The sequence below is a fragment of the Geminocystis sp. NIES-3708 genome (genome assembly GCF_001548095.1).
Taxonomy (GTDB): Bacteria; Cyanobacteriota; Cyanobacteriia; order Cyanobacteriales; family Cyanobacteriaceae; genus Geminocystis.
In genome coordinates, this window is the sequence record NZ_AP014815.1 from 3,481,351 (window position 1) to 3,502,728 (window position 21,378).

Here is a 21,378-nt window from a genome sequence, read left to right on the forward strand (position 1 = left end):
TTCTATAAATAAGTTAATATTTTTACATTCATTTAAGATTTAACAATTTGAGGGGAGAACCTTGAGTATATTTTTGTCTCGAACTCACGGAGAAAATAATTACAATCGCAAAGCTGAATCATCAAAAAAAGCTAAAACTTCGAGAAAATCCATCTCTCGGAAAAAACCTTCTACCCTAAGTAGCTCGGCGATAAATAATAGCATTATTAAAAAAAATAATATTGTTTCCACCGTTAAACCAACTACCGTTACTGATCAGGAAACTTCTTCTAATTTAGGGAATATTATTCTTAATAATGTTTTTCGGTTAGCTATTGTTGGCGTGGGAATGGGTACTCTTTTCGGTAGTATTTTGGCAAATCTTGATTTAACAAAACCTTTATTTCCTGCCATTAATATACCTTTTATCGATGGTTTAGCGGCAAAAATAACTACACCATCATCTACAAAAGAAATTACAGAAGACCAAACGAATCAAAAAGTTGAAGTCATAAATGAAGAAAAAAATAATCAATCTCTAGCTTTTACTCAAGAATTAATACCTCTTAAAAATAAATTTGCTGAACTTAAAGCTAAATACCCGAAATTAGAACCGGGAGCTTTTTTTGTGGATTTAGATAATGGTGCGTATGTAAATTTTAACGGTACGTCAAATTTTGCGGCGGCAAGTACCATTAAAATTCCCATCTTAGTCGCATTTTTTCAAGATGTGGATGCTGGTAAAATTTATCTTGATGAAAAACTGACTACCACTTCATCAAATATAGGTAGTGGTTCAGGAGGAATGCAATATCAACCTGTTGGCACTCAATTTTCTGCAATTCACACTGTGACAGAAATGATCATTAACAGTGATAATACAGCTACTAATATGATTATTGAACGTTTAGGAGGTAAGAATGAGTTAAATAAACGTTTCAAAGAATGGGGTTTAGATATGACGGTAATTAATAACCCGTTACCAGATTTAGAAGGCACGAACACCACGAATCCTCGAGATTTAGCAATGGTATTAGTTAAAGTTAATCAGGGGGATTTAATTTCTTTGCGATCGCGCGATCGTCTTTTAGAAATTATGAGACAAACTAAAACTAGAACATTATTACCCCAAGGAATCGAAGAAGAAGCCTCTATCGCTCATAAAACAGGTGATATTGGCACTATTTTAGGTGATGCAGGAATTGTTGATATACCGACAGGAAAACGTTATATTGGTGCAGTATTAGTGAAACGTCCTTACAATGATTATTCTGCCAGAACTTTAATTCAAGAAATTTCTCGCACTGGTTATCAACATTTAAAAAATTATTCTCCTCGTTCTCCTTTAAAATAGGTAATGTGGGGGTGAATGGTATTTGCCCTCAATTAATACACTACCTTGGTTTCACAGAAGGAAAATGATAAAGACAAAACAGGAAGACAAGTAAAAAATTCTCAATACCATATAAATATTTGTGCATTTTTAAAATAATCAGCAATTAAGCGATTAAAATTTGTTCACAGAGTTTGTCTTCTAAATCTTTTTCCTCTAAGTTTACAGTAGCGATCGCATTTTGGATAATTTCCGTAATGGATAATCCTTGTTGATATTGTTGTAACCACTGTTGTGCTTGATTGCCCTGACTCAAGATTTTGTAAGCAGGAGTTAAGAAACAAGAAAATCCTTTAGCTTTTGCAATAGGATATAATTCACCGATTAATTCCTCTAACCAATCACGGGCGATAATTTTACTACCATCTTGCCAACGATATAATTGAGCATCTAAACTATTTTCGCTGACGGCTTGTTCATTATGTTTTGTTATTTTTAACAATTCTGTCTCTAAATCACCATGATTAATCTTACTTTGTAGTAAAGGATCAAAGGTATCATCATTTAAAATTTGATGGACTCTTGCTTCTAAAATAGCCGTTATCGCTAATAAATGAATGGGGTTTAAGACTAAATCAGAAATTCGCACCTCAAGACGGTTTAAACTATAAGGACGATTATCTCCATTGGGACGTACAGAACACCATAGATGTCTTACGTTCTGCATTGTACCTAAAATTAATTGTTGTTTTGTCCACTCAATAAAATGATGGTGATTTGTGAATAAAGGTACATTGTCGGGGGTTTGAGGAAATAAACGCCAACGGGTAGAATGAAAACCTGTCACTTCGTTATCTAAGAAAGGAGAAGACGCACTCAATGCTAGTAATAAAGGTGCTTCTAATCTAATTAAACGATAGGCTTGAAATAGTTTTTCAATGTTTTCGATGCCAATGTTAATATGAATACTAGCAGTGACAATTTTTGTATGATAAGTTTGCTCAATGTAGTCATGATAATGATTGTCAGGATCTGAGCGAAAAAATCTGCTACTATCGCCTAATGATAAAGTACTGCCCGGAATAATGGTATAGTTACCCAACGATTGAAGGTATTTTCGTAAATCTCGCCGAGGACGTAATAAAGCACATAATAAACGATCGTAATTACATAAAGGAGCAGTAGTATATTCTACATTACGACTATCAGGTTCTCGGACAAAACCATGTAAATCTTTAACAATTTGACTCGAAAGCCCTATTACTTCACCTTCGGGAGTGCCTGTATAAACTTCAACTTCAAATCCTTTCGATAATAGCACATTTTTGCCTCAATCTTTGCTCTATAAGACTAATTATACTTTGGAGAGGAATAATTTGAGCTTATTTCCCTTAAACATCAAATTATTGACACTTTATGCCATGAAATTAGAGATTTCTAAAGTTATCTGACAATATTTAATCATTTTTTTAAATTAACTTAACAAAAAATTGTTTAATACCATTTTTCATGCCATTGTTGTAACTGCTCAATTTCCCGTTGTTGAGAATTAATAATATTTTGGGCTAAAGTTTGCATTTCTGGGCGTTGAGATTTTGCTAATAAGTCTTTTGCCATTTTCACTGCCCCTTGATGATGGGGAATCATGGCATTAATAAACCGTAAATCAAACTCGTTATCTGCTTTACCTAAATCCATATCCATACGCATGGAGGCAATTTGAGCTTCAGACATTATCATAGAATGATTCATCGTAGAATGCCAAGCCATAGGAGTATCTGGTGCGGAAGGATACCAACTACTACGCCATTGTCGCATTTCAGAAATTTCTTTGTCTTGAGTTTCAATTATTTCCGTTGCTAAGGTTTTAATTTCATTCCGTGAAGATTTTACTAACGCTTCTTTTGCCATTATGACTGCCCCTTCATGATGAGGTATCATAACATCAATAAAGCGTAAATCATATTCAGCATCCGCAGGACCTAAATTCATAGCACTATGACCCATCATAGTATGATTCGTCATGGTAGTTTGAGAACTGGTTACAGAGTCAAAAATATTATTCTCACCACACCCGATAACAACCCCTGTCAAGGTAGTTAGTAATAATGTTGAAATAAAACTCGTGAAATATTTAGACATTTTATAATTGCAAGTAGTATGTTATTGAATATCAACATTCTAAGTTAAATTACTTGTTATTTAGAAACATAAAAAAAATAATTTGTTTTACTTATTACTAAAATCATCATAATCAACGATAATAAAAATATAGCCTTAAGATGAAAATACAACTATTTGTGGTGAAAATGTGGCAGTGCCTCAGCCTACTTTTAGTGATGATGCTTGAACAAGGTTTTATATAAACAGAAAAACCCATTTTTTCAACTAAAAACTCTGCTAAAGTTGCTTAATTTTTGGGTTGGTTTGTTTATGCAATAAAAAATAAAACTCTATTTCAAAATATCATAACAGTTTGTTAGGTTTTCATGAGTTAATCTCTAACTTTTATAAATTGATTATCAATTATTCACTATTAATTATTCATTATTAACTATTATGGTAACAGCTTTTATTCCTCTTAATTCTCTAGTTAATGAGCATCTTAAAATGCTTTCTGTTAGTGATTCATTAAGTCAAGTAACTTTAAATTTAGCGGCTGAAGATATAAGAACTGTATCGCAACAACAACACGAACAAGCTAATACGTTAACTACTAAATTAAATATTCTTTTTGTCGTAAATGGTGCATTATTAACAAGTTTAAGTATTTCTCGCTTAATTTATGTACCTAGTATTTTTAGTTTAGTAGAAGTGTTAGGATTTTTAGTTAATTTTATTTTATTAATTAATGCTTTTTTACCTCGTCAAGTAATTATTAGTCCTAATTTAGAAGATAATAAATTTTTAGAACGTTATTTAGCCTTATCCCCTGAAGAATATCAATTACAAATGATGGCGAATTTTGTAGAAATTTATAAAGCAAATAAAATAAGAATTGATGATATTTCTCAATCTTTAATTTATGCGGCTTATACCACATTAACTATTGCTATTTCTATCATGATTAATATTTTATTTACCTATTTTATTGCTGTTTTTACTGTGTAATAATATTTATCGTCAAATTAAGATTTGAGGTGATCACAAAGTAGCAATATACTTCAGACATCAATTAAGATTATTACTTACTATTTCTTGCTTTTAATTACTGACTTGCCGAATGGAATTTTAAATCTGGTATGAGATTTCAGTAAAATAGAATTAACAGGAAAATAAGCTAATTTCAGTACATTATTGGGGAGATACTATGAATAATGATTCTAATGATAATCAAACATCGGATTTAAACGCTGATGAGCCAAAATTCAAATTACCAGATCCTGATCTTGATAATATAACTGTGTTAACAGAAAATTTACCCAATAAACCGATTTTACCTTGGAATCGTTATGATTCTGACTGGGATGAAAATCTTAATCAAGATATTGACATAGAAGAAAAAGAACAAGATTTACCGATAGAAGAAGTCATCATTCCTATCAAAAAAGGTCAAGATCTAAGTAAGATAGATTAGTAGTTTTCAATTGTTTAACTAATGTCTTTTGTTGGTTTACATATCCATACTGATTATAGTCTTCTTGATGGTGCTTCTCAAATTCCTGCTCTAATTGATCGTGCTAAAGAATTAAATATGCCTGCCATCGCCATTACGGATCATGGTGTGATGTATGGAGCAATACAATTAATCAAACATTGTATGAATAAAGGCATTAAGCCTATAATCGGCAATGAAATGTATGTAATTAATGCAGATATAATAGAAAAACATAAAAAAATCAGAAAATATCATCAAATTGTTTTAGCAAAAGATACAAAAGGTTATCAAAATTTAGTTAAATTAACTACTATTTCTCACCTTCAGGGAATGCAGGGAAAAGGTATTTTTAGTCGTCCTTGTATTAATAAAGAGCTACTAAAAGAATATAGTGAAGGTTTAATTGTAACAAGTGCTTGTTTAGGGGGTGAAATTCCTCAAGCAATTTTACAGGGAGATTATAAAAAAGCTAGAGAAGTTGCTAAGTGGTACAAAGGAGTTTTTGGAGATGATTTTTATTTAGAAATTCAAGATCATGGTTCTCAAGAAGATAGAATTGTTAATACTGAAATTGTCAAAATCAGTAATAAATTAGATATAAAAATAGTTGCAACTAATGATTCTCACTTTATTTCTTGTAATGATGTAGAAGCCCATGATGCCCTTTTATGTATTCAAACAAATAAGAATATTGAGGAATTAAAAAGACTACGTTATTCGGGAACAGAATATCTTAAATCGGAAGCAGAAATGAGGTTATTATTTAGAGATCATCTTGATGATGAAACTATCAAAAAAGCCATTATAAACACTTTAGAAATAGCCGAAAAAATTAAGCATTATAATGTATTAGGAGAACCTCGAATTCCTAATTATGAAGTACCATCAGGACACACTGCTGAAAGTTATTTAGAAGAAGTGACATGGGAAGGCTTATTAAAAAGATTAAAATGCTATAAACGTAATGAAGTTTCTCAAGAATATCGAGAGCGTTTAGAGTATGAATTAAAGATGATGGAAAAGATGGGTTTTTGCACCTATTTTTTAGTAGTTTGGGATTATATTAAATATGCAAGAGATAATAACATTCCTGTAGGTCCTGGAAGAGGTTCAGCGGCAGGATCTCTGGTAGCTTATGCTTTAGGAATTACTAATATTGATCCTGTTCATCATGGTTTATTATTTGAAAGATTTTTAAATCCTGAACGTAAATCTATGCCCGATGTTGATACGGATTTTTGCATAGATAAAAGAGATCAAATGATCAAATATGTCACAGATAAATACGGTGAAGATAAAGTGGCACAAATTATCACTTTTAACCGTTTAACATCAAAATCAGTATTAAAAGATGTGGCTAGAGTTCTTGCTATTCCTTATGCTGAGTCAGATCATATGGCAAAATTAATTCCAGTTTCTAGGGGTAAGCCTACTAAGTTAAAAGTGATGATTTCTGAAGAAACACCATCACCAGAATTTAAAGAAAAATATGATCAAGAGCCTCATGTTAAGAAGTGGTTAGACATGGCAATTAGAATTGAAGGAACGAATAAAACTTTTGGAGTTCATGCCGCAGGAGTAGTAATTTCTAGTCAGAGATTAGATGAAATTGTGCCTTTACAAAAAAATAATGAAGGAGCGGTTATTACTCAATATTTTATGGAAGATTTAGAATCATTAGGCTTATTAAAAATGGACTTTTTAGGCTTAAAAAATCTAACAACAATTCAAAAAACTGCCGAATTAATTAAGCAAAATCAAAACTTAGATATAGATGTTGATGAATTACCTATCGGGGAAAGAAAAGCCTTAGAAATTCTGGCGAAAGGCACAAGTAAAAAATTACCTAATGATGTAGCACAAACTCATAAACTTTTAGAAAGAGGAGATTTGGAAGGTATTTTTCAGTTAGAGTCTGATGGCATGAAACAAATTGTTAAAGACTTAAAACCGTCAGGAATTGAGGATATTTCTTCTATTTTAGCTCTTTATCGTCCTGGACCTCTTGATGCTGGTTTGATCCCTATTTTTATCGATCGAAAACATGGAAGATTAGAGATAAAATATGAGCATCCTCTTCTCGAACCGATTTTAAAAGAAACTTATGCAGTACTTGTATATCAAGAGCAAATTATGAAAATGGCTCAAGATTTAGCAGGATATTCTTTAGGTGAAGCTGACTTATTACGCCGTGCGATGGGTAAGAAAAAAGCCTCAGAAATGGAAAAACATCGAGAAATTTTTATTGATGGTTCGATGAAAAATGGAGTTAAAAAAGAAACTGCTGAGAATTTATTTAAACAAATGGTGCAATTTGCTGAATATTGTTTAAGTGAAGATACAGAAATTTTAACGGTAGAATATGGTGCAATTCCTATTGGTAAAATTGTCAAAGAAAATATTAATTGTCAAGTTTATAGTGTCGATAAAAATGGCTTTATTTATACTCAAAATATTGCTCAATGGCATAACAGAGGTGATCAAGAAGTTTTTGAATATGAATTAGAAGATGGTAGAATAATTCGGGCAACAAAAGATCATAAAATGATGACAAAAGATAATCAAATGTTACCCATCGATGATATTTTTACTCAAGGTTTAGATTTATTAGAAATAAATATTAAATATTAATACTCAATAATTTATTGATTAATGAATAGATCAAAAATTTCGCTAAAATCTTTTCTGATAAACTGTTCATGAGTCTTTTTTAACCAATTAAAACTATATACATTAATTGCTTTAAATTGTTCATCAGGTAAAGCATTATTAGTATAAGGTTTTAAACTTTTACTAGCTAAATCCAGACTTTTTTCTGCATATTCTAAGTAATGTTTATTCTCTCGTTGAATGGAACTGATTTTAACTAAAGTTTTGTACAAATTTTTTAAAGGTTCAATATCTTGTTTTATGACATCAATTGAATAAGAAATATTGCCAATATGGAATTTAATTTCAATGTCTAAATCAACTGTTCCAGCCGTTTCTAAAGTAACATCACTAATAGGATTATTTTTATAACTAAAACGTTTTAATAATCTTTTTTTGCTCGTAGCAGAAGAACCATCAAGATGAATTAAAGCATAATTTGTAAAACAATATTCATCTGATTTAGACTTAATAAGAAAATAGATTTTTTCACCGTCTTCATGGAGAATATAATCATCAGATTCAACCTTATGATAATCCTTGGGTGAAATAATTGTACCTATATCACTTAAACCTAATACATCCGAAGCAATATTTTTAAACATAGTTTAGTTACCTTGTTGATTTTTAGGTGAATAAATTTCATTATATAATAGTAAAAACAAAATTAGTTTTAATTAATTGACAAAATTATGATTGAGGATTAAAATTGAATATTTTAGATCAAAAATTATTTTAATAACGTTATAAATTCATGCCTTTAATTAAAGTTCAAACTTCTATCTCTACCCCAGATTCAGCAAAAGTAAAAAACTTATTAAGTAGCTTATCAGGTAAATTAGCCAAACATTTAGGAAAACCTGAATCTTATGTTATGACAGCTTTTGAATCTGATGTTATCATGAGTTTTGCAGGAACTTTTGAGCCTGTTTGCTATGTAAAAATAAAAAGTGTTGGTACAATGAATCCTAATCAAACTAAAGCAATGAGTCAAGATTTTTGTCAAGAAATTAATGATAATTTAGCCATAGCAAAAAACCGTATTTATATTGAATTTACTGATGCTAAAGGTTCAATGTGGGGTTGGAATAGTTCTACTTTTTAATGGTTAATTGATCACAAAAAATAAATACAGTAATCCTACTATATGAGATTTTCAGAGGCGTTAGCTAATCAGTTGTAAACTTCTAGGTATAGTAAAGTAATATTTATAAATTTATTTTTTATTTTTGGGAATATTTATTGTTTATTTCCTGATTTTTCTCTTAAAATCCGTAAAAGTGTCTCGAACTCTAAAGGTAAAGGTGCGATCGCCTCAATTCTTTCTTGAGTGATGGGGTGAGTTACAGTTAATCGGAAAGCGTGTAAAGCCTGACCAGTTAAATTGACTCCTACAAAATGACCAGCACTATACAAAGGATCACCCAAAATGGGATGTCGGAGGTGACTAGCATGGACTCGAATTTGATGAGTTCGTCCCGTTCCTAATGTAAAATGAATAAGAGAATAATTTCCTAGTTTTTCTTTTACCTTCCAATATGTAACGGCTTCTCTACCTCCTTTCTCTACAGGTACGATCGCCATTTTTTTCCCGTCTGCTGGGTGTCTGCCAATGGGTAAATCAATCATGCCAGATTCTGCTGAAAAAGATCCATAAACAACCCCCAAATATTCACGAGTTGCTGTTTTTGCCTTTATTTGAGATTGTAAACTATGTAAGACAGGCTCTGTCTTAGCCACCATGATTGCCCCTGTGGTATCCTTATCTAGCCTATGAACAATCCCCGGACGTTCAACACCACCTATACCTTGTAAATCAGGACAATGAGCTAATAAGGCATTAACTAAAGTTCCTTTGCTATGTCCGGGAGCAGGATGTACCACAAAGTTAGCTGGTTTATTAATAATAATCAAATATTCATCTTCATAAAGAATATCTAAAGGAATAACTTCAGGAATGAGTGAAGATTCGACAGGAGGAGGAATATGAACGACTATCTGATCATTTTCTTTTAAAATTGTCTTTTTTTGGGTGCAAATAGACTTATTAAGTAATACTTGCCCATCTTCGATTAATTTTTGAATACGTGATCGAGACAAACTTGCTAAATGATCAGCTAACCAGACATCAATCCTTTCTCCTGTGGTTGTAACAGTTAATGATTCTTGAGAATTTTCTAAAAATAATGATGATGTTGTATTAAGCACAAATTTTAAATAAGATTAAACGCAAATTTTAAAAAATAAGTAAATTGATTTTTTCTAACTTTTAATTCCTAATCCCTAATTATTTATTTGCTATTAACTAAATCTGGGATAATTTTTCCACTTTTGGAATTATCTCCTAAATCTTTACGAGAATCCGTTATCAACCAGTCAATGGCAGCCGCTTGTACATCAATAGCAGTACCAGTTTTATCTACACAGTAACGACCAAATACCAGTTTATCAACTAAACGAACTCCCGACCCAAGACGAGAATATTCAAAGATTACGCTATTATCAACGGTTGCACCTTCACAAATCCAACAATTAGGACCAATCATCGTTGGACCAACAATTTTTGCTCCATCTTCAATATGAGTCATTGCGCCAATATATACAGGACCAGTAATTTCCACTTTATCCCAATTAACAGATACATTTAAACCAGTATAAATTCCGGGTTGAACTTCTTTTCCGGGTATTTGTACGTTTTTTACTTCACCTTTTAAAACAGATCTTACCGCCTCCCAATAGTCTGGTACTTTTCCGATGTCTATCCACTCAAATTCCATGTTAACAGCATAAAAAGGTAAGTCCAATTCTACTAATTTCGGAAATAATTGACTTCCAATATCATATTCTTGATCTGGAGGTATATAGTCGATAATTTCAGGCTCAAATATATAAATACCAGTGTTGATTTGAGTACTTAAAGCTGATTCTACTGATGGTTTTTCCTGAAATGCCAATATTCGATCATTTTCATCAGTGACAACTACCCCATAACTAGAAACTTCTTCTTTAGGTACGGATTTCGTAACGACAGTAGCGATCGCACCTTTTTCTTTATGTTTTCTAACAACTTCTGTTAAATCGAGATCAATTAACGCATCACCACACAAAACGACAAAAGTATCATCAAAAAAAGGATTAAATTTTTGAATTTTTTTTAAGCCTCCAGCCGAACCTAAAGCTTCTCCTAATAATTCTCCATCAACAATTCTTCCCTCAAAAGAATAACCGATTTCAACTCCAAAGCGTTGACCATCCCGAAAATAGTTTTCAATTTCTTCAGCTAAATGACTTACATTAACCATAATTTGATTAAAACCATGTTTACGGAGTAATTCCACCAAAAATTCCATTACAGGTTTTTGTAAAATAGGTATTAAAGGCTTTGGAATAGTATGGGTAATAGGACGTACACGAGTTCCCTTCCCCGCCGCTAAAATCATTGCTTTCATAATGTGTTAATGATTATAAATAAAAATAAGGATAATAAATTCATTCCTAAAGATAACATTAAAAGCAATGAACAATAAAAATTAGGGGATAGGAGAAATTCTTAGTTATCTAACTGCAATACATTCTATCTCAACTAAAACATCTTTTGGTAAACGAGATACTTCTACACAAGCTCGTGCGGGGGGATTTTCGGAAAAGTATTCACTATAAACTTGATTCATTGGAGTAAAGTTAGCTAAATCACTGAGAAAAACACTTGTTTTAACTATATTTGACCATTGAACTCCCGCTTCTATCAAAATACCTTCAATATTCTTCATTACTTGCTTGGTTTGAGCTGTAATGTCTCCATCTCCTACTATTTCCCCTGTTTCGGGATTTAGAGGAATTTGTCCTGCTATAAAAATAAATTCTCCTTGAGCTGCGATAGCCTGACTATAAGGACCTAAAGGAAAAGGAGCATTTTTAGTATAAATAACTTTTTTGGTACTCACGGTAAAAATAAATAATTAAAAATAAACAATAAATCAATCGATGACTTAGGACTTAAAAAATAACTGCTGCCAAGAAAATGACAACAGTTGCTAGTATTATATACGAGTTTCTTAATAAGCCAGACCCATACTGCGGGTGGTTTCCGCACCTAAATAGACACGGATACTTAAAAAGTCGGTAGGACAAGCAGTCTCACAACGCTTGCAGCCAACACAATCTTCTGTACGGGGAGAGGACGCAATTTGTGCAGCTTTACAACCATCCCAAGGTACCATTTCTAGTACATCAAGAGGACAAGCACGAACACACTGGGTACAGCCGATACAGGTATCGTAAATTTTTACACTATGGGACATAAAATAAAGACTCCTTACTGAATTTTTATCAATGATTTCTCAATTTAAGGTTTACTTTACCGCAGTATATAATCTCCGTCACCTTTTCTGATATATAACTTCAAACTCTGTAACAATTATTATTAGTATAGTCGTAGAACATAGACTCAACTCTATGGTATTGTCAAAAAATCAATCATTTGTAATCATAGCAAGAGAAAAACTCCGTTATAATTGTTCGTAGGTACTTTTTTTGTTATAATTGCACTTATTCCGAAAAAGGATACAGCTTAGGGATAACATATTCCAAATTATCTTAAAATTAAATAAAGATATTTGTTTGACCGAAACAATTAATTCCAATATTTCATGAATCTAAATGACATACTACGCCTAAAGCGTTATTATGAGTCTAACCAAAGTTTGATTGCTATGGCTAAAGTAAAAAGCAATAGTATTCCTGTAAAAGTATTGATTTTCGGTGAAGGCAGGAGATAGGCAACAGAAAACAAGCAATCGTAAATCACTTTAATCGTGAGTTTTACAGCTATGGTTTTTACTGTTTAACTTTCTTCTGTTCTTGTTTATCACTACTTATACACCACTATCAAAGCAATAAATAACAAATTGATTAATAATAAAAGTCTTAAGATTATAGACGATAAAAGTTTGACTTACTTTTTTATTCTTGAGATAAATTAATGTCAAAAGAATTGATAGAGACTATGAATAATTACATATTTTTCTTAATTAATAATAGAGATTTATAACAAAGATAAAACCAGATCTTTAAATTTCCATCAGTCTTAAGAAACAGTGATTTCAATATTTATAAGATTAAGACATAAATGTAGAATTGTTTTATTGAGTAAATCATGATCAATAGATATAACCGAACTCAAAACGAAAATACTGATTGTATAAAAGCTTTTAGATAAATAATTCAGTATCTTAGGATTTTGAGAAATGCTATGGATAATTTAGGGAAAATTTTATCTTGAAGGTTTGAATCTCTGAATTTACAGCTGATAAGTAAGTAATAAATGTGGTCAAAAAAATAGTGACTCTATCAAGTTAAACAAAATGTAAAAAGCCATAAGGAATAATAACACTTTTATAAATTTTTTTTGAGGGAATTGAATGCCAAAACAAATTATTATTGCAGAAAAAAATCATATAGCGGCAGTATTTGCTGAGGATCAAATTCAAGAATTAGTAGTTGCTACAGGAAATCAACAGGTAGGAGATATTTATTTAGGTACGGTAGAAAATATAATTTCAGGTATAGATGCCGCTTTTGTGAACATCGGGGATGCAGAAAAAAATGGTTTTATTCATGTAACTGATTTAGGTCCTTTAAGATTAAGAAAAACCTCTGCGGCGATTACTGAATTATTATCACCTCAACAATCTGTATTAGTCCAAGTAATGAAAGAGCCTACTGGTTCAAAAGGCCCTCGTTTAACGGGAAATATTAGTCTTCCGGGTCGTTATCTGGTATTGATGCCTTATGGTAAAGGGGTTAGTTTATCTCGTAGAATCAAAAATGATAATGAACGTAATCGTTTACGAGCTTTAGCAATATTATTAAAACCAGCAGGAATGGGATTGTTGGTACGCACAGAAGCTGAAGGAACACCAGAGGAAGCTATTATTGAAGATTTAGAATTATTACAAAAACAGTGGGAAAAAATACAACAAGATGCTAATTCAATTAATCCTCCTGCTTTACTTAATCGAGATGATGACTTTATTCAAAGAGTACTAAGGGATATGTATGCTGATGAAGTTAATCGTATTGTTGTTGATTCAGAAGAAAGTGTTAAACGAGTCAAAAAACAGTTAATGAATTGGGGAGGAGGGAAACATCCTGAAGGAGTTGTTATAGATTATCATCAAGAATTTCGTCCGATTTTAGATTATTTTCGAGTTAATGCAGCGATTAAAGAAGCCTTAAAACCACGAGTTGATTTACCTTCTGGAGGTTATATTATCATCGAACCCACAGAAGCACTAACTGTTATTGACGTTAACTCCGGTTCTTTTACTCACTCTGCCACTTCCAGGGAAACGGTTTTATGGACAAATTATGAGGCGGCTGGAGAAATTGCTCGTCAGTTAAAGTTACGCAATATTGGTGGTGTCATTATTGTTGATTTTATCGATATGGATTCTCGTCGTGACAAATTAAAGTTATTAGAGCATTTTAATCGAGCCTTAAAAACTGATAAAGCACGTCCACAAATTGCTCAATTATCAGAGTTAGGATTAGTGGAATTAACCCGTAAACGTCAAGGGAAAAACATTTATGAATTATTTGGTCAACCTTGTTCTCATTGTGGCGGTTTAGGTTTAGTTGCACATTTACCCGGTCATCATCATGAAGTTGAATCGTTGCCACCTAGTTATTATCAACCAATTATTGTTAATAAAAACCCTGAAAAAACCATAATAGAAGATAAAAATACTTTCTTAGAAGATTATAATAATGAACAAGAAGATCTTGAATTAATCAATCATCCTAGTTATCAAGAGCAAACAAATGGTACTCGTCGTCGCCGCCGTCGTCGAGAAACTGGTGGTAAAGACGAACCAATTTTAGTAGCAAGTAATGGTATTGTTACAGAATCGGAGACTAAACCTGAAAGAAAAGAACGGGCTGTTTTACCTCGTACTCCCCGACGAGATGAAAGTAAGATGGAAAAAGTTGTGGTGAAAATGACACCAGCAGAGCAAGATATTTATGCTTTAATGGGGGTTTCTCCTTTGATTCATTTAGGGCAAGAATTTAAAGATCCTAAGTCTGTATTAATATATGTTTCTTCTGAAAATGATGAATCTAATATTCCTGATGATTTTTCCTCTCAAGATAGCTCTGATAAAGATATTTCCAAAAATTCAGTTTATCAGTCTGATAAAGACATTTCCGAAAATCCACTCTTCGAAGTTATTACCGATATAGTTCCTTCTCCTCTGGAAAATGAAGAATCAGAAGAAATATTCTCTTCAGAATTGTTAGAGTCAGAATCAGAAAGGTTAGAGGAAAATAATAATGATAATGACATAGAAATTGATGATATAGAGGAAGAAGTTTCTTTTTCTCTTAACAATAGTCTTGAGGCTGAAACCATCTCAGAAACTATTATTAAGGAAGCCTTAGAACAAGATCGCCCTGTGGTAAGAACTCGTCGTCGTCGTACATCTACTGTTGTCACAAGTGAGTAGTTTAGCTTTTAAATCTATTGAAAGTTTTTTTATAAAAGCTTGATAACTTATGCAGAACAACTATTTTTATGAGGTTTGAACACTACACTATATTGTGATTTTTTGTGGGCAATGCCCACTCTACATTAAATACAACACACAAGTTTTAAACTAGCAATATACTATAAACATGAAAAAAATAGTAAATACCATCTCTAATTTTTGTGTTGATACCTTTATTAATGATCCTTCTGCCTTAATTGTAGGAGTTGATGAGGTAGGTAGAGGATGTTTATTTGGTGAAGTGGTAGCTTGTGCTGTAGTGTTGCCTTTTGATGATTTTTATAAGTTAGAAAATATTGGAGTCACAGATAGTAAAAAATTAACGGCGAAAAAAAGACAGGTTTTATCACCCCAAATTCGAGAGATTGTCAAGGATTATCATATTGCATCAGTTGATAATTTGATTATTGATGAGATTAATATTTTTCAGGCTTCTTTACGAGCTATGACTAAAGCTATTGAACATTTATCAGTTATTCCTAGTTTATGTTTAGTTGATGGTAATGCTTTATTACCTCAATTAAAATATCCTCAACAAGCTCTGATTAAAGGTGATTTGCGATCGCCTATTATTGCGGCTGCGAGTATTTTAGCTAAAGTTTATCGTGATCAAAAAATGATGGAATATGACCAGCTATATCCCGAATACGATTTTAAAAATAATAAAGGATATGGCACAAAAAAGCATTTACAAGCCATTGAAAAATATGGTGTAACCCCTTTCCATCGATTGTCATTTTCTCCTTGTCAGCTAAAAGAGGAGAATAAGTAAGCTCAAACGCATTTATATTTACTGATGAAGATAAGACTAGGAGACTAGAAGACAGGGAAGATTTATTGATTTATCCATAACAACATAATATGCAACTTATATGGGTCTTAGCTTAACAGGTAATCGACAACTCTTATGAAGTCAGGCAATGGGCAATCAGATTTTTCTTGTCAACTTATTCACCTGTCTCGTCTTCACGATTTTTCTTTCTTCTTTTATCTCATTTGAGCAGTTTTAATCGTTAATTCTAATTTTTGATCTTGTCGTACGATCGCAAATTTGAGATTTTGATTAATACCAGTCGTTTCTACTAATTTTTGTAGTTGATTAGCATCTTTTATGGGTTGATTATTAACTTTAATGATGACATCACCTCGACGAATACCACCAGTTTCCGCAGGAGTATCAGGTAAAACTCTTACCACTAAAACACCTTCAATTTCAGGAATCAAAAATGTAGTATTAGGATCTTTGTTATTTTCTCTGGCTAATTCAGGAGTAATTTTTACCATTTGAATACCAACATAAGGGTGAGGTACTTCTTTTCCTGCCACTAAAGTAGTTTGTAATTCTTTAGCTCGATTGATAGGAATAGCGAAACCAATACCCATAGCATCGGCACGAATGGCGGTATTGATGCCAATTACGTCTCCTTGAGCATTTAAAAGTGGTCCTCCTGAATTTCCTGGGTTGATGGCGGCATCCGTTTGAATAAAGTCGATTTTTTTATCTAAAATGCCTACTTCAGAAGAAGGACGATTCAGAGTACTAATAATACCCAATGTGACGGTATTATCTAAACCAATGGGATTGCCAACGGCGATCGCCCAATCACCAACTCTGATGTTAGAAGAATCACCGAGGGAAGCAACAGGTAAATTTTGTCCTTGAGAATTAATTTTAACCACCGCTAAATCGGTAATTTGATCACTACCTTTAACTTCCCCCTCAAAAATTCTTCCATCTTTGAGAGTCACAGTAACTTTATCTGCACCACTGACAACATGAGCATTCGTTAAAATAATTCCTTGACTATCAACAATAAAACCTGAACCTAAACCAGTAACTTTTCTTTCTTGAGGCATACGATTACGAAATTGATCTCCAAAAAATTGGCGAAAAAAAGGATCTTCAAAAATAGGATCAATTGATCTAGTAATTACCTTTTCTGTATCAATTCTGACTACTGAATTTCCAGTTTTTTCTACGGCACGGGCGATAAAACTATCTTCAGTCAAAGCTACGGGAACTTGAGCAACAACATTATTATTAACTTGAGCTTCTGCCGTTAATGGATTAATTGCGCTAAAAACGATGACAACTCCCATCAATAAGGCAACTAAATGAGAAAAAAATTGATTAATAGATTTGCGAATATTCATAGATATTAAGGTAGATGTAAAGATTTTATACTTTTCCTATCAACAGACGTTAAGAAATAAGATAATAGTTTCGCAGTTTATAATTTTTATTGTATAGGGAAGCCGTCTTTTCCTTTAGATAGTTAAGCAGTAGTGTTTTCCCTAATAACAATGATTGATTATATCTGTGAATAACTCTAAATCTTGATCCCTTTGCCATTGGCGAGGATTTCAAGATCATATTAAGATCATAAATAACTCTTTAAGTTACTCATAAAAATCTTGTTTGGGAGAAAAAAATGTTACTAGATGCTGTAACTAATTTAATTAAAAATTATGATGTCTCCGGTCGTTATTTAGATCGTGACGCTATAGATTCCATCAAATCTTATTATCAATCAGGCACTACTAGACTTCAAGTTGCTACCATTATTAATGCTAATTCCCCTGAGTTAGTTAAAAATGCTGGAAGAAAATTATTTGAAGAAGTTCCCGAATTAATCCGAGCAGGTGGTAATGCTTATACCACTCGTCGTTACTCTGCTTGTTTAAGAGACATGGATTATTATCTTCGCTATGCTAGTTATGCTTTAGTAGCAGGTAATAATACTGTTTTAGATGAGAGAGTTTTACAAGGTTTGAGAGAAACTTATAATTCTCTTGGTGTACCTATTTCTCCCACTGTACGGGGTATTCAAATCATGAAAGAAATGATTAAGGAAATGGCTTTAGAAGCAGGAATTAACAATGTTGATTTTGTTGATGCACCTTTTGACCATCTTACTCGTGAATTGAGCGAAGTTTCTATCTAAATCTTTATCTACCATTGACAATGGATAATTAATCAACCTTTGAACGATATAGATCATAATAAAGATCTACTTAATTTAGTTTATCTTTTTGTATCTATTGAGTATTGCATTATTCATTGTTAATGGTTAATTATTAGATGAACTTTTCTAATTTTAGTTATGGGAATATTGTTGAAATTATTGCCCTTTTTTTCTTCGCTATTGTTTTTACTTTTATTGGCGATCGCTTAAACTTTCCCATTCCATGGCTATTAATTCCCATGATTTTAGGTTTAATATGGGCAATGGTAAAAAAAGAAGCTCAATCTTTACCAAAATTTTTCAGCATTACAGGACAAGCAATAATAGCCATTTTTACTGCCAGTCGTTTTTCTTTTGAAACTTTAACAACGGCACAAAATTATTTTTTCCCTTTATTAATCTGTATAATCGTTACAGCTAGTTTCAGTTTATTTAATGGATATGTAATATATAAATTTTCTGAACTTGACTTACCTAGTTGTTTTTTAGGGTGCACTCCCGGAGCTGGACCTAGTTTAGTAGCGATGAGTGAAGATATAGGTGCAGATGCCATTGTGGTTGCTGTTTTACAATATTTGAGAATTTTAATGGTATCAGTTATAGTACCCATTATTGCTAGTTTTTATATTACAGAAATTCCCTCAATTCCCACTCAAATAATTTCTCAGAATCATCATTTATTGCCATCTCTACCTCTACCGATAAATATTACTATCATCGCTTTATGTGCCTTTATAGGTGTTCAAATTGGTAAAATCATTAAATTACCCTCAAATTTATTTCTTGCCCCCTTCTTTAGCTGTTTACTACTTTTTTGTTTTTTCCCTTACGAAATCACTTTGCCAGTATCAATTTTTCGAGGAGGTTTACTATTATTAGGATTATCCATTGGGGTGAAATTTGAAATCAAAACTTTACAAAAGTTATTCAAAGCCGTATTGTTAGAAACAGCTTTAGTCATAATTCTGATTACGGTTTGTTGTCTAGTAGGATATTGGTTTCATTTAGTAACAAAAGTAGATACTTTAACCGCTTTATTAGGATCAACTCCGGGTGGATTAAGTGCGATGATGGCTACAGTCATTGAATTAGGAGGAAATTCTGGTTTTGTTTTAACCATGCAAATGACGAGAATGTTATTAATTTTAAGTTTAAGTCCTTTTATAGCGACTTCTTTAATTAAACAAACAAACACTAATGAATAATGAATGAGGTTATTTTCTCATCAAATTCTATTTTTGATACTTTGTTTGACAAATCCAGTATTAAATATTGATTCACACAAAATTAAACCCACCATAGAAATCAGGTGGGCTATTTTATATTGGATGAATTAAGATTCAAAAACTTACCTCAAAAAAATTGAGTTGCTAAAAGTTTACACAAAATCACTAATCAAATCTAGTTTTAGCTGTGGCTTGAGTATTCGTGAATTACATCTCAGAATTTAACCCAACAAACGGAACTCAAATAAGTAGTGATTAACTACCTTATACTCAGAAACGCCTCTTCTTTTGATTTTTATTTACACTACAACCACAACAGTCGAGCTAAACCATCTCAGAAGTCACAGTTTCGACAGAAGATTAGCAAAGACAATCAGAGCAGAAGGCACAAACCCTAACGTCACTTGAATAAAAGATTTTTGTTTTCCTTTTTTTGTACCTAATAACAATATAAATCTTTTTTTTTCTTTAGGCTACTAAAAAATAAATTTTGTAATATTTCTTCATGATTGACCATAAAAAATTACTTTTTATTTTCTGCTGATAAATTATAAACTAATCCTTCATAATGGGATCTAAGTTTAGATGTTGCTCTATTAAATCTGTCAGAGAATCGAGTAATTCTTCTCTTTGTTGGCGATAATTATTGATACCAGTGGGTAATGATGATAAACCTCGCTTTTGTCTTAAATTATTTAACCATGCTCTGCGCCATGCACCATTATCAAAAATGCCATGAAGATAACAACCCCAGATAGATTGTATTTCATTGACTAAGCCAAGGGTATCATCATCAAATAGTGAAAAATAGCGGATTTTTCTTTGTTTGCTTAAAGCTGGAATTAATTCGGTATAGCCTTGATGAATTTCATAACCATCTACAGGAAGAGCTTTTTGAGGATAGTTAGCGGCAACTTCTCTTTGACGAGTGATTTTTTCAGGTTTTAAAGTGGTTTTTATGGGTAATAAGTCTAATCCTTGACAAACGGGATCATATCCTTCAAGATGTTCAGGATCTAATATTTGATGTCCTAACATTTGAAATCCACCACAAATACCTATAATAGTACCTCCAGAGTCAGCATATTCTTTTATTTGTGACATCATGCCTGTTTCTTCGAGAATTTTTAAATCTGGGATGGTGGTTTTTGTGCCGGGGATGATAACAGCATCAGGATAACCAAGGGTTTGATGAGGTTCGATATATTCAATTAAAACACTATTTTCCGCTTCTAGGGGATCAAAGTCAGTAAAATTAGAAATATGAGGTAATTTGATAATATTAATTTTCAACTCATGATTTTTCTTTTTGCTAGGTTGATCAAGTAATCCGAGAGAATCTTCTGAGGGTAAAGCAGATTCAAACCAAGGAATCACACCTAATACAGGAATTTTGGTATATTCTTCTAACCATTTTATACCTGGATCTAGAATACTTTGATCTCCCCTAAATTTATTGATAACGATGCCTTTAATTAATGATTGTTCATCGGGATCTAATAATGCTAAAGTTCCGACTATATGAGCAAAAACCCCACCTCTTTCAATATCGGCAATGAGAATAGTTGACGCATTGAGATGTTTTGCTACTCGCATATTCGTTAAATCACGGTGTTTAAGATTAATTTCTGCTGGACTACCTGCACCTTCACAAACGATTAAGTCAAATTCTTGGGCTAAGATATCTAAACTTTCTGTAATCGCTTTCCAACCTCTATCAAAATAATCTTGATAGTATTCTTTAGCATTAGTAACTCCCACAGCTTCTCCTTTCATAATTACTTGAGATGTCATGTTACCTTGAGGCTTAAGTAAAATGGGATTCATTTCTACCCTAGGTGTGGTTTTTGCTCCCCAGGCTTGTAGTGCTTGAGCATAACCAATTTCACCTCCTGTTGGGGTTACATAGGCATTTAATGCCATATTTTGCCCTTTGAAGGGTGTAACTAACCAACCTTTACGCCATAATAAGCGACATAAAGCTGTAACAAGAGATGATTTACCTGCATGGGATGTAGTTCCCACTACCATTATTGCTTTCATTTATATTTTAAAGATGAATAATTAAGTTTTACTAATG

At 32.3% G+C, this 21,378-nt stretch carries 18 protein-coding genes; 9 read left to right on the top strand and 9 right to left on the bottom strand.

Annotated elements, in window-relative coordinates; all coding sequences use genetic code 11:
• Positions 1–61 precede the first annotated feature (61 nt).
• On the top strand, positions 62–1,333 hold the full coding sequence (locus tag GM3708_RS15265) for a serine hydrolase (protein ID WP_066348739.1): 1,272 nt from the start codon (positions 62–64) through the stop codon (positions 1,331–1,333).
• A gap of 145 nt (positions 1,334–1,478) precedes the next feature.
• On the opposite strand, the gene gshA is transcribed toward GM3708_RS15265, so the two are convergent.
• Together gshA and GM3708_RS15275 are read right to left on the bottom strand one after the other, a co-directional pair.
• On the bottom strand, positions 1,479–2,633 hold the full coding sequence (gene gshA / locus GM3708_RS15270) for a glutamate--cysteine ligase (protein WP_066348741.1): 1,155 nt from the start codon (positions 2,631–2,633) through the stop codon (positions 1,479–1,481).
• A gap of 173 nt (positions 2,634–2,806) precedes the next feature.
• Positions 2,807–3,454 (bottom strand): DUF305 domain-containing protein, encoded by a 648-nt coding sequence (locus GM3708_RS15275; protein WP_082714156.1) that lies wholly within the window; start codon positions 3,452–3,454, stop codon positions 2,807–2,809.
• Between the two features lie 417 nt (positions 3,455–3,871).
• Between GM3708_RS15275 and GM3708_RS15280 the strand changes: the two genes are divergently transcribed.
• The 3 genes from GM3708_RS15280 (at position 3,872) to GM3708_RS15290 (ending at position 7,541) form a co-directional block, all read left to right on the top strand.
• Positions 3,872–4,423, top strand: a complete 552-nt coding sequence (locus tag GM3708_RS15280) for a hypothetical protein (RefSeq protein ID WP_197671673.1) — start codon at positions 3,872–3,874, stop codon at positions 4,421–4,423.
• A 199-nt stretch (positions 4,424–4,622) separates the two neighbouring features.
• The gene (locus GM3708_RS15285) at positions 4,623–4,889 is read left to right on the top strand and encodes a hypothetical protein (protein WP_066348742.1); all 267 of its coding nucleotides are present in this window, start codon (positions 4,623–4,625) and stop codon (positions 4,887–4,889) included.
• A 21-nt stretch (positions 4,890–4,910) separates the two neighbouring features.
• Positions 4,911–7,541 carry a trans-splicing intein-formed DNA polymerase III subunit alpha N-terminal partner DnaE-N gene (locus GM3708_RS15290; protein WP_066348744.1) on the top strand — a complete coding sequence of 877 codons (2,631 nt, stop codon included), beginning with the start codon at positions 4,911–4,913 and terminating at the stop codon, positions 7,539–7,541.
• Between the two features lie 11 nt (positions 7,542–7,552).
• Here the strand turns inward: GM3708_RS15290 and GM3708_RS15295 are convergent, their stop codons facing one another.
• Positions 7,553–8,164, bottom strand: coding sequence for a PH domain-containing protein (locus GM3708_RS15295; protein WP_066348746.1), 612 nt, complete (start codon positions 8,162–8,164; stop codon positions 7,553–7,555).
• Positions 8,165–8,313: 149 nt separating this feature from the next.
• Here GM3708_RS15295 and GM3708_RS15300 point away from each other — a divergent pair, with 149 nt between their 5' ends.
• A complete protein-coding gene (locus GM3708_RS15300; RefSeq protein ID WP_066348747.1) occupies positions 8,314–8,664 on the top strand; it encodes a phenylpyruvate tautomerase MIF-related protein in 351 nt (116 codons plus the stop codon).
• A 134-nt stretch (positions 8,665–8,798) separates the two neighbouring features.
• Here the strand turns inward: GM3708_RS15300 and GM3708_RS15305 are convergent, their stop codons facing one another.
• The 4 genes from GM3708_RS15305 to psaC form a co-directional block, all read right to left on the bottom strand.
• Positions 8,799–9,767, bottom strand: a complete 969-nt coding sequence (locus GM3708_RS15305; protein WP_066348748.1) for an RluA family pseudouridine synthase — start codon at positions 9,765–9,767, stop codon at positions 8,799–8,801.
• 83 nt (positions 9,768–9,850) lie between these two features.
• Positions 9,851–11,008: a sugar phosphate nucleotidyltransferase gene (locus GM3708_RS15310; protein WP_066348749.1), complete on the bottom strand. Its 1,158-nt coding sequence runs from the start codon at positions 11,006–11,008 to the stop codon at positions 9,851–9,853.
• 105 nt (positions 11,009–11,113) lie between these two features.
• Positions 11,114–11,503: a RidA family protein gene (locus tag GM3708_RS15315; RefSeq protein ID WP_066348750.1), complete on the bottom strand. Its 390-nt coding sequence runs from the start codon at positions 11,501–11,503 to the stop codon at positions 11,114–11,116.
• A 111-nt stretch (positions 11,504–11,614) separates the two neighbouring features.
• Positions 11,615–11,860, bottom strand: coding sequence for a photosystem I iron-sulfur center protein PsaC (gene psaC / locus GM3708_RS15320; protein ID WP_002764973.1), 246 nt, complete (start codon positions 11,858–11,860; stop codon positions 11,615–11,617).
• A gap of 1,119 nt (positions 11,861–12,979) precedes the next feature.
• Here psaC and GM3708_RS15325 point away from each other — a divergent pair.
• Both GM3708_RS15325 and GM3708_RS15330 read left to right on the top strand, forming a co-directional pair.
• Positions 12,980–15,064: an Rne/Rng family ribonuclease gene (locus GM3708_RS15325; RefSeq protein ID WP_066348751.1), complete on the top strand. Its 2,085-nt coding sequence runs from the start codon at positions 12,980–12,982 to the stop codon at positions 15,062–15,064.
• 169 nt (positions 15,065–15,233) lie between these two features.
• Positions 15,234–15,878, top strand: coding sequence for a ribonuclease HII (locus tag GM3708_RS15330; protein WP_066348752.1), 645 nt, complete (start codon positions 15,234–15,236; stop codon positions 15,876–15,878).
• A 215-nt stretch (positions 15,879–16,093) separates the two neighbouring features.
• Here the strand turns inward: GM3708_RS15330 and GM3708_RS15335 are convergent, their stop codons facing one another.
• The gene (locus GM3708_RS15335; protein WP_066348753.1) at positions 16,094–17,260 is read right to left on the bottom strand and encodes an HhoA/HhoB/HtrA family serine endopeptidase; all 1,167 of its coding nucleotides are present in this window, start codon (positions 17,258–17,260) and stop codon (positions 16,094–16,096) included.
• Between the two features lie 278 nt (positions 17,261–17,538).
• Between GM3708_RS15335 and apcB the strand changes: the two genes are divergently transcribed.
• Positions 17,539–18,051, top strand: a complete 513-nt coding sequence (gene apcB / locus GM3708_RS15340; RefSeq protein WP_066348754.1) for an allophycocyanin subunit beta — start codon at positions 17,539–17,541, stop codon at positions 18,049–18,051.
• Positions 18,052–18,188: 137 nt separating this feature from the next.
• A complete protein-coding gene (locus GM3708_RS15345; protein ID WP_066348757.1) occupies positions 18,189–19,277 on the top strand; it encodes an AbrB family transcriptional regulator in 1,089 nt (362 codons plus the stop codon).
• A gap of 576 nt (positions 19,278–19,853) precedes the next feature.
• Here GM3708_RS15345 and cobQ read toward each other — a convergent pair.
• Complete coding sequence (gene cobQ, locus GM3708_RS15350) at positions 19,854–21,341, bottom strand: cobyric acid synthase CobQ (protein ID WP_066348760.1); 1,488 nt, start codon at positions 21,339–21,341, stop codon at positions 19,854–19,856.
• Positions 21,342–21,378 lie beyond the last annotated feature (37 nt).